Here is a 15,581-nt window from a genome sequence, read left to right on the forward strand (position 1 = left end):
CGGACGGATCGGACGGATTGGGCGGATCATTTAAGGGAAGAAAGAATGGAAGCGGCGAGCATAGCGGAGATATTAGCGGAGAATAAGGCACGGCTATCCGAGGCGGAGGAAGACCAGGGCCGCGGCGAAGATGTGTTCTGGCGGTATTGGTTAGTGGGCCAGGATGACCTGGACGGGTGCATTGCGTATCTCAAGGCCATGACGACGGTGGCGAGCCCGATGACCGGGACCAGGTGGGCGCGGACGGGGACATGGTATGCCGGCCGGGTGCGGTATCGGCCTGGGAATGACAATCCGTTAGTGGCGAGCGGGGCGGCGGGATTAGTGTGGCTCCTTTACCAGGAATTAAGCAAGGGCACAAAGGAAATCACGATTAACGAGGATTGTGCCGCTTGGACGAAGCAGAGGGTGATTAACACCTACAATCCGAGCATCCCGAGCGGGACGGCGGTTGCCGGGACGATTGTGCGGGTAGGCGCGACGCCGACGGACCTTGGGCGGGAACAGACAACGAAAGAGACTACGACGCCGAAGGACCAGACGGCGACGGCGCGGGATGACAGTGCGGCGGCGGGATCCGTCAAGGTTCTGCATACCGAAGGCGCCGCATTGGCGGCGCCCAGCGCGGTGGCTGGGACGATCATCCGGCAAACTGCCCAGCCGACCGAGGCCGGGAATGAGCGGACGGTGGTGGAGACCATTACGGTCAAAGACCAGACGGCGACGGCGGGGGATGACAGTGCGGCGGCATCGGCCAGCAAAGTAACGCACACCGAGGCGGCGGCGGAGGCCGGGGCGCAGAGCGCGGCGGCGGGGACGATCGTGCGGAGCACGTCAACGCCGACGGAAGCGGGGAAATACCGGAATACGGTAGAGACCATCACGGTCAAAGACCAGACGGCGACGGCGGGGGACGATAGCGCGGCGGCATCGGCCAGCAAGGTAACGCACACCGAGGCGGCGGCAGAGACCGGGGCACAGAGCGCGGTGGCGGGGACGATAGTGCGGAGCACATCAACGCCGACGGAAGCGGGGAAGTTCCGGAACGTGGTAGAGACAATCACCGTCAAAGACCAGACGGCGACGGCTGGGGACGATAGCGCGGCGGCATCGGCCAGCAAAGTAACGCACACCGAGGCGGCGGCAGAGACCGGGGCACAGAGCGCGGCGGCGGGGACAATCGTGCGGAGCACGTCAACGCCGACGGAAGCGGGTAAATACCGGAACGTGGTGGAGACCATTGTGCCGAAGGACCAGGTGGAAGTCAGTTACGAGGAAAGCGCATTTGAGAGCGGGACGCGAGCGCTGCATACGGAGAATTCGTCAGCATTAGGGACACCCACGCATGAAGCCGGCAAAATCAAGGAAAGCATAAATCTGCCTACGGAAGCTGGGAACACCAAGACAGAAGCAAGAGAGCGCACGGCGATAGCGCGAACAACGTCATTCACATCCGCAATCAGCGATGACGTTGAAGCGACAACGGAAAAAGGGCATAATGCCGATGCAATGCCGGAGATAGCGGCGGTTGATAATGCGGATGTTACCTTAGATGGGGACATGAATCCGTTTCACAAGTATGACTATGTTAAACGGACAATGACGGCGACCATACCGAAGTCATGCGCGGGAACAGTCTCATGGGTGACATACGGAAACGATTACCGGATCAACAACCTGCAATATAGCTCAACGGAAAAAAGGTTTTATTATACTTCATATTGGATTTATCGAGAACGGATATATCACGGCATAGGATTTTATTTAACCGCGGCGCTGGCGGCGGCGGCACTGCCAACAATATGCGCGGCTATTGGCGGGGTGAACGTGGATCATGGAAGCCGTGTTTACAAGGCAGGGAATAATCTTTGGATGGCAAACGTGCAGTCACGCAACGATCTTTTAGTGAGCACAACGACAGGATTGGATCCGGTATGGGTATAGAAAACAATATCTTGCCAGAAGACAGACCTGACAATAAAGAGCCAATGGTTCCTTTATCTGAAGTCCTGGCTGTTATTGCGGACCTCAAGCAGATGTTTATTACGGCAGACGAGGCGCGCGCGATCGTCAAAGAAGAATTGCCGGCAGAGTTCAGGAATCTGGATTCTTTCCCTAATACGAGCGCGAACAAGCAGGCTGGATGCGTATTGAAATTAGGGGAAGGGGCGCCAGGGATACCAGCGACGGCGTATTGGGGGACGGAAGGGGGGGGAACGGAACCAGCCGTGGAATATGCGGATGCGTTTACGATAAAGGAAATAACCGGATTTTCGGCGATCTTCTACGGCGGACCGGTGATTAAGGGGACGGTTTTTATTGGAGAGGCAGGGGAGCAGACCTGCACGATAACGGAGACGGGGCAGATTGTCTATGTGGTTTATACGCTGGCAACTGGCGGAATCAGTTTTGGGATTGCGAATGCGGCGAATTTTCCGGTATCAGCAAGCGGGACTTACGTGAAAGCATTGCAGAGTTTCACGTTGACAGCGGAGACTATAGTGCCGTTGGTAACGTATCATCGGGGCGTGATTCAGATTGACGGGATGTATTCATAATGGATTTTCAACTGTCATTACCTTATGCGACGGACAGCGGGTTGCATGTGATACAGGGCTTGGATGTTACGGGGACGCCGATTTATCAGCGGGCGGGCGATTGGCGTTGTAAGCCGGTGGACATGTATACGCTCCTACAGGGCATCATTGAGCGGTGTTTAGCGACACAACAGCCGGATGGGAGCTATCTGGTGAGTCCGACGATATTTGACGAGACCATGTTTTCGACGGACGAGCATATTCCGTATGCGCCGATTAGCAAGTGGACGGAACGAACATATCCAGATGGGGTGTTGAATGAAGTGAGCGGGTATGTGGCGAACCTGATGGACAACTATCCGGCGAGTTTATTGTTGTTGGCGATTGATGACAAGATATGGCAGTTAGGCTATTGTGTGGAGGGGCCGATACATCCGGTATCGGTTTATGGAACACTGTCAGATACATCCCCCTTTTTTGTTCCATACGACGATCCGACGGCGATATTCCAGGCGGCAGGTGTGGGGTATGATCCGGTAACAAATCAGTTACAGATTGTGCCGGCGCGGATTACTGGTGGCGATCCTATTTATGGTTCACCGGAAGGGGCGACGCGAATATACCCAGAATTACTGATTGATAGATATAAAATCTTGCAGGTGTTGAGGTGGAAGAAGGCAAATATAGGAGATACAAGAAGATATGCTGGGAGCGCGGTTGGGTTTTCAGACCCGGAATACACCGATAACCACGGGTATTATATTTCAGCACCCTCCTGGTGGACAACAGAGTATGTTGAGGGGTTACACGCGATTGCATGTCAACGAGCACGCGATGATTGGACAGAAACGGTAGGCGCCGTGGAGGATGCTACGTTGGCCGCATATTGGGCGATTACGAGGGGATGCCGGAATTACACGCGCCGAACGGGTTATTTGGGCGCTTGGTATTCAAGGGCAACTGATGGCTATAACGGACTAACTAATACGCACAACGGCCCAAAGCTTTTGATCTATCAGGGATATGCCGACATTCCGCATGATGTCAAGATTTGGGCATATTGGGATGGAGCGGGTGATTATCAGTTGTGGCAACAATTCGGCGGGGGTGATTTGGTAGCTGGTAAAAATCTCTTATTAGAGATTGATGACATAAGTGAGGATACAGTTTGGCAAGCAGGATTTGAGAATGCAGAGAGCACGTTACATTTTCCACCGTTGCCGGTTCCGTGGACGCAAGGCATAGACCGAGATTCTCAGTTAGCGATAGCGTCAGAATGGCCGGTTGAGGATTGGAAATTTGAGTTTTGCAAGCACGACGACAATGGCGGAGCGGTAACATGGGGAGGCTGATATGGCGAACATATATGAAGACGAGAGGTTAAGGCCGACACGGACGGCATTCAACAACTATTTACGGACGAGCGATATACCGGAATTTCAGAGAGGGGACGCCCGGTATCGTTTCTTGACGCCGGAAGTGAATGCACAACAAGGACCATATTCAGGGAAGTGGCTGGGTGCGAGTCCGCAAGAGGTTGTGCCCGGACAAGTGCCGGGATTGCCTCTGGGGCAGGGCGGGGGCATGGTGGAGCAGTTGTTGAATGGTCCGCCGGTGGGACGGGGGACGGAAGACGGAAGACGGAAGACGGAAGGCGCGCCGCCGGGCGGCGCAGGGGAGGCGATGCCAATGTCACCGCCGATGGCGTGGGGTGGGGTGATGCGGCCGGTGACTTTGAGGCCGGGGGAGAGTCTATTGGAGGCGCGGACGGCATTTACGGGGATTGAGGGGGATCCGGCGCTGGCGGAGCGGAAGGCGGAGTTTGATCGGAACCTGCCGGAATTCCTGCAAAGGCCGTTTTCAAGTCGGGAACAGTTTGAACGGGACATTACGCGGTTGCCTGGAGCCGGGCAGGAGATTTTGGGGCACATCCAGCAGAGGGCGGCGGAGAGCATGCCGGCGTCATTCGCGCAGGAATTGGCGCAAACCCGGGCGAAACGCGAGGCGGCGACGAAGGCGATGGCGGGGGCGGCGGGAAGTGAAGCGGCCTATCAGGAGTTCAAGCGGACGGCGACACCGGAACAGTTGGCGCGGTTTGAGGAGGATTATGAGCGGACGCCGGAAGGGTGGAAGCCGGCGCGAATGACGCCCTGGGAGAAGGCATCGGCGGCGGAGGAGGCATTCAAACAACGAGTTGGGGAGGGTTCCCCGGAGTGGGCGGAATATAAGAAGCGGACATACGCTACGCCGCTGGGAGGGAGATCGCGGGTGAATCTTGGGACACAGCAAGAGGAACTAATGAAGCGGTTTGAGCCAAAGCCGGTGGAGGCCAAGCCGGAAAGCACAGGGATACTTGGTGGGTTATTCGATTGGTTTGGTGGAAAGACGAAAGGGGCGGCAGGGGCAGGACAGGCAGGGATTGGGACGGCTGGGCAACCAGTAATCGCGCCAGCGGCGTTTCCGGATGAGGCCAGTGCGCGGGCGGCGGGACATGTGGCAGGCGATATTGTGGTGATTAACGGACGTAGGGCGAGATTGAACTGATGAGTGTGACCTACCTTGATGAAGAAGAAGTCGTTGCCAAGGCGACCAAGCCGGCCATGGCGGGGGTGACGTATCTGGATGAGGAACGGACTGATCGGACGGATCTGACGGATCGTTCGCCGGATCGGCCGCCAAGCTATATTGAGGACCAGGCGGGGCGAAGGGTGACGGCAAATCGGACGCCAGATGCCGGACGCCAGACGCCAGACCAGATAAGACCACCGGAGAGTTATATTGAGCAAGGCGGGCGAAGGATTGAGCCACAGAGGACGGGGAGCTCCATAGTCGAGCCAGGGACAGGGCGGGCGGTTGTGTTTGATCCTGGAGCAGTAGGGCCGGGCAGGACGAGATTGATCGAGCAGGTGCCGGGGTGGGGAAGAGGGCCAGAGGATCAGAGGCCAGAGGTCAGAGGTCAGCCGGAACAGATGCCGGCGCGGCCGCCGGAACCAATGCAACCATTCCAGGAGCCGCCACCGGGGGCGCAGATCCCGGAGGCGGGGCTGGTGGCGGCGCCGGGAGAGCGGACGGCGATGGGGTTGCCTATCACACGCGGGCCGGAATTCAAGCCGGCAGAAACGCCGCCACCCAGGGAACCGCTATTAAAACGAGGCGGGGTAATGGGCGACATAGCGCGGTCAGCCGTTAGCATGGGGGGCATGTTGGCGGAACGCGGCGCGGGGCTTGTCGAAGGTCTTGAGGAGACGGCGGAGAGCATAACGGGGTTGCCGCGCGCGGTTCGGGACAAAGCCTTTGATTATCTATGGCAGAACTTTCCAGACCAGATGCAGGCATTCCAGGCTGGGCGTCAGCCACAAGCCACGCGGCCGTTGGAGCAATCGCGGGCAAGTCAACTCAAGGCGCAAGGCGAGCAAATTGCCAATGAGTTTATGGACGCCGTGCGCGAGACACACCAGGAATCGCTGGCGGAAATTCAAAAGCAAGGCGGTATGCCGGCTTATGTCGCGCAACAGATAGCCGAAGGCGCCGGGTCATTAGCGTTAAATCTGGCTATGTTGCACAAAGTCAGCGGGGCCCAGCCGGGCGAATTGACCGGGAACATCAGTAGACTACGCGCCGCGGCGATACAGAACGCCAAAGTATCGTCAGCTGTTTATGCCAGCACGCCAGGCACCCCGGACGAGAAATTAAAATCAGCAATGGATGTGGCGGCATACATGGGTGTGCCGAGCGTGGCGTCACAGTTGCCGAAGGATTGGATAGCGAAGACAGCGGCAATCCTGATGAACGCCGGATTGAATGTCGAGCAATACACGGCAGGACTACAAGAGGCCCATACCAAGGCGGCGGATGAAGGGCATCCGGAAGACTGGCCGCTTTATGCCGTGGGACTGCTGGGCGTCCAGGCCATGCAGGATTTCATGTTTGGCATATTGACGCGCTCCACGCCGTCTTGGAGCCAGGCGGCACGGGCGGAAGCCGCGAAACAAGCTAAAAGGATGGCAAACGAATGGAGAACCAAGCAATCGCAAGCGGAATATGCGGAACGGTTAAAGCGGGGCGATCTGATTTGGCGGGCGAAGCATGGTGACAAGGCGGCATTCGATGAATTATTGAGGGAACGCGGTGGGGCGCCGGAAGGACAGACGGCAGAGGCCGGACGCCAGATGCCGGCAGGAACAGAAGCGGAAGCCAGGAGGGCGGAGGGATTAGTGCCCGTCGTCGCCGGGGCGGCTATGCCGGGCAAGCCAACAACAACAGGAGGGGGTTATGATCAGGAAGGTAAAGGGAGGCTACAAGGTGTTGAGCGAGGCGGGGCGGAACCTGGGCGGACCATACCGGAGCCTGGGAGAAGCGGAGGACAGGTTGCGCCAGGTGGAATACTTCAAGCACCGCCAAAGCCGAGTGGAGAGAGAGGCGCGGAGATTGGGGCGGTAGGCGGATTGACGCCAGAGGCCGGACGCCAGATGCCAGCCCAGATAAGAGAAGAGGGTGCGCCGCCGGCTGAGCCGGTAATCACCGGGGGAGCGGTAACTCCCGCTGGCGCGGTAACGCCGGCGGCGCCGGGGGCGACCAAGCCCTGGGACATAGCCAAGGAAAACGTCAAACCATACGCTGACAGCCTTCGCGGTATGTCCGACAAGGAACTGCGCAGGGAAGATAGGCGGGTAAGCGAAGCCATCAACAGGTGGGCGGGCGACACACCAACGCAAGATTATTGGCGTCTATCCGCAGAGCTTGCGGCTATTGGTCGAGAGCAAGCTCGCCGTGCCGGAGTAACCATAACGACAAAGTTGCCTGCAACTGCCGAGACTGATAAGGCGGCGCCGGGGGCGGTAGATACCCGCAAAATGTCATTCAACGAGTTTCATGATTGGCTGATATTTGAGAGTCCGGAAGCAGACAAACACTTTAAGGCCGTTGATGCGTTGCGTTATGTGACTGGAGCGCCAGATGCCTATGTAAAATCCATGCGAGAAGCGTATGAGGCACAATTACCACCGGCACTGGCGGCTGGAGCGGTAACTCCCGCCGGCGCGGTAACGCCGGCGGCGCCGGGGGCGGAAGTGCCGATGCCAGAGGCCGGGCGCCAGATGCCAGCCCAGATAAGAGAAGAGGGTGCGGCGATGGCAAGGATTACCGAGTTAGGCTGGGATACCGAGACGCGGACGGCCATGACGGAAGCCAGCAAGCGCGAAGGAACGGTCAAGGTCATGCGCGGGCCGTATGAATCGCCGTGGTTTCAGACTGCGCAAGATGCGCTGGCCTGGGCAGAGAAACAGGGACCGGCAGAGGAGGCTATCAGACGGCCAGCGGCGGTGCCAGCTGCGGCGGCCAAGATGCCGGCGGTGGCACCGCTCAAGGAAAGCAAGGGATTCCCGAAAGCCAAGCCATTGAGCATAATGGCGGGGAAAGTGATTTCCCGGAAAGCGGTGTTGCCGATAATGCAACACATGGCAGTCAAGGGCGGCGTGGCGCAAATGGCAAATAGAAATATGACGGTCGTGCGGATGAAGTCGGTATTGAATGACGGGGTTTATGAGAAGGTCGGCAAAGAATTTGTGCGGAAGCCGGATATGACGGCCGAGGATATGCCGCCGGGTGATTTGCCGCCTGGGAAACGGACAATAATTGGATTTCCGGATGGCCCGGCATTCATGGACAGTTTGAAGAAAGTGAGCATGGCGGAAAGCACTGATGAACAACGTGCCGTATTGAATGGGACATTGCTGGAAGTAGGGGAGGGTGGATTCTGGGTCGTGGCGACGGATGGGCGCAGATTGACGCGCCATTTTGTGCCGGGCGACACGGGCGGCTTGAAGGTTGGCGCGCGAGTTGTTTTGCCGTCGAACATCCGCAAGATCATGGAGGCTGACGACCAGGCGCCGGCCTGGCAGATGAGCGTGGAAGTCGAGAGACCGAAAGTTGGGAAAGGTGAAGAGGCAATCAGTCCCGTGGTTCGGGTTGAAAACGGCAACATGGAGATTACCGGCAGGTTGGTGGAAGGAACATATCCGAATTTCAAGCAGGTGATCCCCGCGCAATCGGAGGTATCATGGACGGTTGATAAGAAGCAGGTTTTGGATGCGTTGAAGCAGATCAAGCCGTTCCTTGACAAGAAGAATCCGATGGTCAAATTGTCGGTGGATGCCGGGCAGTTAACTATCGAGAATGTGCGGGAGGAGAAGAAATACCAGAAGCAGATCGTAGTGCCGGTGGAAGTCGGCGGGGTGATGAAGCCGGCGGATAATATGACGGTCCAGATGATAATGAGGACGGAGGGAGAAGAAGGCGCCTGGATCAAGTTGAATCCGGATTATTTTGCAGATGGGTTGCAGGCGGTGGGCGAGGAGCGGGTGAAGATCGGATTAGGCCCGGAAAAAGAAAGGAATTACGATCCGATTATTATTCAGGGGGCGAGCGCGCCCGCGGCCAAGGCAGAGGCCAGAGCCCCAGAGGTCAGAGGTCAGCCGGAGGTGAAGCCGGGCAAGAAGGCCGGGGCGCGGATGGCGGCGCCCGAGGAGGAAGCACGTGGAGCGAGGAGCGTGGAGCGTGGAGCGGAAGCGAAGCCAGAGAAGAAGGGTAAGGCGGCGGGGGCGCGGATGGCGGCGCCGGCCGACGCCGAGGCGGCTATGGCGAGTATGCCGGAGGAGGGAACGCGGGGGCTGGCACCGGGAGGGCCAGTAACGCCAGAGCAGGATGCCGCCATCCGTGCCGCTTGGCAAACTCTTAATGAGGAGTATATCTCAAGTTATAGGAAAGAACAGGATATTCAAACTGGTTTTGCCGAGAAAAGAAAAGAATTTGAATCAAAGTATGGATTTGTTGGGGAAAATCTGGCGAGGGATGTTGGCGAAGGTCCGGGATTTGTTGATACTCTTAAAAAGAAGGGATATGTCATTGATTATCAGCAACCGCTTGGCGATAGAACTTATGTAGGAAATCTTTATGCAGAAGTGGAGGAAGTGGCTTATACGACGGCTGATGGACAGAAACGTTGGGCGTATATCGTTCTTGATCGTCCAGACGTAGATGTTGTAACTGAATCATCTATTGTTGCATCAAAGCCATTGACTGTTAAAGAATATGTTGCCTTGCATGATGAATTAAAGGGTTCTTTCCAAGAAAATATATTGGCTTCAACTAAAACACACAAAGCGTTAGAAAAAGAATTTGGAGAGCATTATCGGAAAGCCCTCAATGCATTTGATGCGCCAGCCATTAAAGGACAATTAAAACTTCTTCTGCCACTTACTCAAGAGAACGCGGCGCAGATAAAAGAACAATGGCTAAATAGTCTTGCGGAACATCGCAGAAGTTTGCGATGGGATAGTGCCACTATCGCCGCCGAGAGGGAGAAGGACTGGAAATGGTGGGAAAATGCGTTGCCGACAATGTTGCATATTGCAAAACGATTGCGCGAAATTTCTGGCGTCCAATTAGAGACGCCTGCGGCGAAAGGCAAGGCGGCGGGGGCGCGGATGGCGGCGCCCGAGGAGGAAATGCAGATGCCAGAGGCCGGACGCCAGATGCCAGCCCAAGCGGGGATAACACCGGAAGCGGAAGCGGAGGCGGCGAAGCCGCCGGCTGGGCCGCCGCCGGAGCCGGTGGCGGCGGGGTTGACGGGGACGGGCGAGGCATACGGGCGGGCGGCGCCGAAGCTGCCGCCGGAGGACGATCCGGGCTACAGCGTATTCCCAATAGAATTGCCGGAAATGGTGCAGTTGACAAAGGCACTGACGGGTAAATACCCGGTAGTCAAGCGCGGCGGGATGCGCGGCGCGGCGGGCTTATTCAAAGGGGTGAAGATGGGCCAGGGCGAGATCCAGATTCTGGCGAGCCTGTATGACCGGGTAACGAAGTTCGAGAAGGCGCAGAAGCTGATGGAATTGTCGGAAGCGGCCGAAGGCCCGTTGAGCGATCCGGCCGTCAAGGCGCAGATCAAAGCGGAATATGACGCCTGGTTGGAGCGGACGCGGGAGGAGCGGAAGGACATGCCGCCGGTATTCGCCCTGAAGACCCTGGCGCATGAGATCGGACACGCCGGCGATTTTGAGCCGTTGGAGGAGGTAAAGGGGCGCGGCAATATCTTCGCGCATGTCGGGAGCTTGGCGAAATACATGAAGAAGTCGTTCCCGAAGAAGCTCGGGGACGACGAGGGACTGCCGCCGGCAGTGCGGCGCGAGTTGCGGAATGAGGCGGCGACGGCGGCGCGGGCGGAGTTGGGGAAGAATCCGGACACCAAGGAATTGGCCGCGAAGACGAGCGAGCTTTACACGGAGATGGTGCTGGAGAAGATGGGCGAAGAAGGGCTGGCAACGTATGATGAGTTGATGGCGGAATTGAAGCCGATGATTGCCTGGTGGCATGGGACGGAGACAATCCCGGAATACTATGCCAGCGATCCGGCGGAGATGTATGCCGAGGCATTGAGCGTGCTGTTGAATAATCCGGCGGCAGTCCAGAAGCGGGCGCCGGCGTTTTACTCGATGTTTTACGCCTACATGCAACGCAAGCCGGAATTCAAGGCGGCCTATGAGAAGGTCATGGAGTTGATCGGGACCAGCGGGCTGTATGAGGAACGCGATCGGATACTGACCGCAGAGATGAAGCAGGCCAATAAAGACGTGCAGGCCTGGGCGGATTTGCAGAAGGCGCGGACCTGGCGGGAGAAGAAAGACTTGGTGCGGCGCCAGTTGGATCGTCAGTTGGGCCCGTTGCAGCAGCGGGTGGTGAAGGTGACGGACGAAGGGTTGAAGTGGGGCGCCTTGAGCGGGATGGACCGGTTTTTGTATCGGCAGACGATGCAATGGGGCGCCGATTTGCGGATGCAGAATGAGGTCCTGGCGCCGTTATCAGAGGCTGGCAAGACCATCATGGATTTGGACAAGTTTTTGTTCCATAAGCGGGTGGTGGAAGACCAGCCGGCGATCGGGGACGTGGCCCAGCCGTGGGGATTTGAGCGGCATTCCAGCGGGAAGATGCTGGAGGAGATGAAGCGTCGGGATCCGGCGGGCTATGCGGTCCTGGAACAAGCCCAGGCGCGTTTGCGGGCGGTGTATAAGGACGAGGCACTGGACCGGTTGCGGCGATATGGGATTTTCAGCGAGGAGATGCACGATGAGCTGGACCGGCGCGAGGCATACGCGACCTGGCAGGTATCACGCAAGGGCGCGCCGCCGGCAGACCCGTTGCGAGCAATGATGCAATCGCGGTATGGCATGGGGATTACGAGCCATATTTACAAGCAATTCGGAACGCACATGCCGATTGCAAGTCCGTATGTCGCCACGGTCAATAAGATGTTCCGGTTAATTTCCTTAGCCGAGCGCGAAAACATGAAGTTCAGCGTGGTGGCGGCGTTGACTTCGGAGAAGTCGCCCTGGAAGGCGGAATGGGCACCGGCAAAGATGGTATGGACCGGGAAGCGGCGCGAAATTCAGGTGGTGGATAACGAGCGGATTGGGACGCTGACGATTCTGCATGACGGCAAACTGACAGGCTGGTATGGGCCGAAGGTGCTGGTAGATGCGCTGTCGTTCGGGAATCCGAGCGAAATGGGCATGTTTGCTGACGCGATGTTGTTGGCACTGAACGCGGAAAAATCAATTTTGACGCGGTTTAATCCTAACTTTTTGCCGCGAGCCTGGAGGCGGGACGTGCGGGCGTTTAACCAGCAGATGCCGGGCGCGTCGCGTGATTGGCGGAATTGGGTGCCGCTGGCCGGCGGCGCGTATAGCCGGTTTGCGCGGCCGGCGTGGAAGGCGGCCGTAAGCCTTTATACGGGACGCCCGAATCCAATCGGCCAGGATGCGTTGCGGCGGGGAGTCGTGATCGCGGCGCACCAGGGTTATATGGCTACGGCTGACAAGGGGGGCGAGATGGTTGTCCCGGATATATCAGACCGCGGGGCGGTCCAGCGGTTTTTATCGGCCAGCGGCAATGCCGGGCAGATTCTGGAGGCCATGAGCAAGATTAACGGAATGCTTTACATGGACTCGATGTTCCCGGAGATGGGCGAGGGCATGAAGATGACGGCCGTGCATACATGGGCGGGATCGCCGAATTTTTTGGAGCGCATGGATGCCGGGCGATTGTTAGAATGGGTGCGGATGTTTCCGGGGCCGTTCAAGGAGGGCTGGCGCTCAACAAGCTGGGCATGGTTCGGCGGTGGCGGCTGGAAGGGGCGGCCGTGGGAGCAGGGGCTCAACCTGTTTCGGCGGTCCATCCTGCCTATGGTCGGGTTGTATATGGTATTCGGCGGCGGCTTGGACAGGTTGATGAGCGCATTGGGCATAAAACGCAAAGGCCCAGCGTCGGATTGGGAACAGCAGTATGACGATGGGCCCGGGGAGTTCGACAAGGCGCGGAATTTCTGTATTCCGATCGGATATTATGACAAAGCCGAGCACAAGGTTATGTATATCACCCTGCCGATGGCCGAGAGCGAGCGGAATTTTATGTTGATGTTGAAGATGGGTGTGGCGGCCGTGGCAGGCCAGGTGAAGGACGATCCACGCCAAGGTCAGCGCTTGAGCGACCTGGCGCAATTCATGGCCGGCGATTTGCCGGGGGTCAATCCGATTACAGGCGCGTTCGGGAATTGGCTGATGTATGCCGCCGGCGGGACACCTTACGACACATTCCGAATGCGGAAGGCGTTGACGACTGACCAGGAGAAGTTACGAGGGCTGGAGGGGTTGAAAGCGATGGGCTGGTTCACCCTGAATCAGTTGGGATCGTCCCTGACTGGAGTGTGGAAACCCGAGACAACAGACGAATTGCCGCGGGATACATTCGAGAAGATCGTTTATCGCTTTCCGGTTTTGCGCGGGTTCATTAAAATTTCTAATAACGGTTTCAATGAACGCTTCCGAAGAACAACACAGACTCCTGAGCAACAGCAGGCGCAAATCCGAACGGATATAGAGAAGATCGTATTGCGCCTACGCCGCGGCGGCCGACTGACGCCGGAAGAATATGCGAAGATCACCGATGGCTATGCAGTTAATCAGCAGTCCGGCCAACTGATTGGATCGCCCGAAGATGAATTGCGCCGCTATTATTTCACACATTTCGATTACGCGATGAAGGGGGCCGGGATTCCATATCAGACTCCGGAAGCCCGGATATTTTTACGACAGCCGTCGCGTGTCGGCAAGGCGGCCGTCCTCCAGGAGATGATGCGCACGGCGCCCCCGTCCGCCCGGTGATTTTTTTACTTGCTTCCTGGCATGGTTAATGCTTTATTCCAAAGCATGAAAACAATAATCGTTTTGTGGCTGTTCGCCGTGGCCATCATGTGCATAGTCCCGCCCTGGCAGGAGCGGCTATACGACGGGTTGAAGTCGCACGATACTGGAATCATCGTCTCGCGCGTGTGTGCGCCGATCTTTCATCCACCCAAAAACGTGCGTATAGGAGAGTATGCCGCTGGAGTTTTCTCCATTGATTATCGCCAGCTCGGGATCCAGTTGCTCGGGGTCACTGCTCTGGCCGGTGCCCTCCTGGTGGTGTTGCCCCTGCCCCGGCGGTTGTGGGAGCGGATGAAACTTGGGATAATAGTTATCTCCACTATCTTGGTTGTCATGATCGGCGGTTATTTTTTAATCGAAGGATTTGTTTGGACGGTGAATAAATTCCCGATCATTGTCTATGTCGGTGTCGGCATACTCCTCATTGGTTCGGGCCTGTTGTTCGCCGCCGCAATCGGGCAGTGGTTTTATGGCATGGCGCGGCGAGTTTTCCGGCACCTGGCACCCAGCCCGAGCGGCCGTGTAGCTTCTCCGAAATCCGGGTCATAGCACTAAGGCCCCTCTACCGATCGTCGAACGTCGGGCATTCTGCGGCATGTTTTTTTTCATAAAGAGCAAAATTTACGGGATTTGTCGGATCCATCCGATCCGCCTAATACCCGATAATCCATTCTCATTTTTTAGATTCATTTTCTAACTTTTGCGAACTTGCTACGGATTTTCACCGGCACATTTTTCTTGACCCGTTAAAACATTGGGGTTTTAATGTTTTTTTAATTCCGTAGCAGGTTGGCATAGATCATGCTCTATATACTCTCAGCCCGCGGAGTGCGGCGACCGGCCCGGCGGGATCCGGGACGGGAAAGCTCCCCCGAAAGAGAGCGAGGAGGAACCTCATGAAGATGGAAAAGAGAGAATTAGATCGGGTCGCCGCGATAGCGGCGGCCTGTTTTAGCATCGGGCTGAACCCGATGCCGAGGATTCGCCGGCTGTGGCCGGCGATTAAGTTCGCCGATAAGGCGAACAAGGTCGGGGATTATCGCCTCGACTGTTTTGTTCGCGGCCGAATCGAGAACGCCGGGGAAGTAGTAATCCCCGGCGAGATTTCGGTCGAAATCCGCCCAATGGTGCGGGCGGCCGATGGCGCTCTATATGGGGCCATTGAAAAAGAAACACGCGGGAACGGCGGTCCGTTCCCGTTGTTTGAATAACCCCCCGCCCCGGGCGCAAGGGCGGGAAAATAGAAGTCGCCGGAACGCCTGCCCGAAAGACTGGCGCGGGAAAACCCCGCATGACTATGGAGTTGTGCGGGGTTTTTGCTTAACAACCGGCCCGGCGGGAACCGGGAACAAGAGGGATTCAACCCTAACTGAGGAGAATGAAAATGAAAACAGAAAAAACCTATGGCAGTTACGAAAACCTCATAGCAGAGGGGAGTTACGACCTCGCCGCGAAAATGGAAAAAGAAAAAGCTAAAATAGGCCTCGTCCCCGTCGAGTGCGACTGTTGCGAAAAAGTGCGGTTTCTCCCCGCGGGTGAGCGGTGGTACTGCGGTTGTGCGGACGAGTAACTATCAGCCCGCGAGGTGCGGGCAGGCGACCCGGCGGAATCCGGGAACGGGAAAGCTCCCCGAAAGAGAGCGAGGAGGAACCTCATGAAGATGAAAAAGATAGACTTAGATCGGGTCGCCGCGATAGCGGCGGCCTGCTTCAGCATCGGGCTGAACCCGATGCCGAGGATTCGCCGGCTGTGGCCGGCGATTAAGTTCGCCGGCAAGGCGGCACAA

At 57.3% G+C, this 15,581-nt stretch carries 9 protein-coding genes; all 9 read left to right on the forward strand.

The features are described 5' to 3' along the window. Window positions 1-45 precede the first annotated feature (45 nt). The 9 genes from WC359_12640 (at window position 46) to WC359_12680 (ending at window position 15,365) form a co-directional block, all read left to right on the forward strand. Complete coding sequence (locus WC359_12640) at window positions 46-1,944, forward strand: hypothetical protein (protein MFA5401287.1); 1,899 nt, start codon at window positions 46-48, stop codon at window positions 1,942-1,944. Beyond that, window positions 1,935-2,558 carry a hypothetical protein gene (locus WC359_12645; GenBank protein MFA5401288.1) on the forward strand — a complete coding sequence of 208 codons (624 nt, stop codon included), beginning with the start codon at window positions 1,935-1,937 and terminating at the stop codon, window positions 2,556-2,558. The genes WC359_12640 and WC359_12645 overlap by 10 nt, the downstream gene beginning before the upstream one ends. Then, window positions 2,558-3,889, forward strand: a complete 1,332-nt coding sequence (locus WC359_12650) for a hypothetical protein (GenBank protein ID MFA5401289.1) — start codon at window positions 2,558-2,560, stop codon at window positions 3,887-3,889. Before WC359_12645 ends, WC359_12650 begins: the two co-directional genes overlap by 1 nt. Window position 3,890: 1 nt before the next feature. Then, window positions 3,891-5,081, forward strand: coding sequence for a hypothetical protein (locus WC359_12655; GenBank protein ID MFA5401290.1), 1,191 nt, complete (start codon window positions 3,891-3,893; stop codon window positions 5,079-5,081). Between the two features lie 370 nt (window positions 5,082-5,451). Next, window positions 5,452-5,727 carry a hypothetical protein gene (locus WC359_12660; GenBank protein ID MFA5401291.1) on the forward strand — a complete coding sequence of 92 codons (276 nt, stop codon included), beginning with the start codon at window positions 5,452-5,454 and terminating at the stop codon, window positions 5,725-5,727. After that, window positions 5,699-13,753 carry a hypothetical protein gene (locus WC359_12665; protein ID MFA5401292.1) on the forward strand — a complete coding sequence of 2,685 codons (8,055 nt, stop codon included), beginning with the start codon at window positions 5,699-5,701 and terminating at the stop codon, window positions 13,751-13,753. The genes WC359_12660 and WC359_12665 overlap by 29 nt, the downstream gene beginning before the upstream one ends. 45 nt (window positions 13,754-13,798) lie before the next feature. Continuing rightward, window positions 13,799-14,344, forward strand: coding sequence for a hypothetical protein (locus WC359_12670; GenBank protein ID MFA5401293.1), 546 nt, complete (start codon window positions 13,799-13,801; stop codon window positions 14,342-14,344). Window positions 14,345-14,691: 347 nt separating this feature from the next. Next, window positions 14,692-15,006, forward strand: a complete 315-nt coding sequence (locus tag WC359_12675; protein MFA5401294.1) for a hypothetical protein — start codon at window positions 14,692-14,694, stop codon at window positions 15,004-15,006. Between the two features lie 173 nt (window positions 15,007-15,179). Further along, window positions 15,180-15,365 carry a hypothetical protein gene (locus tag WC359_12680; protein ID MFA5401295.1) on the forward strand — a complete coding sequence of 62 codons (186 nt, stop codon included), beginning with the start codon at window positions 15,180-15,182 and terminating at the stop codon, window positions 15,363-15,365. Window positions 15,366-15,581: the final 216 nt, after the last annotated feature.

The sequence above is a fragment of the Dehalococcoidia bacterium genome (assembly GCA_041653995.1).
In the GTDB taxonomy this organism is placed as follows: domain Bacteria; phylum Chloroflexota; class Dehalococcoidia; order GIF9; family UBA5629; genus CAIMUM01.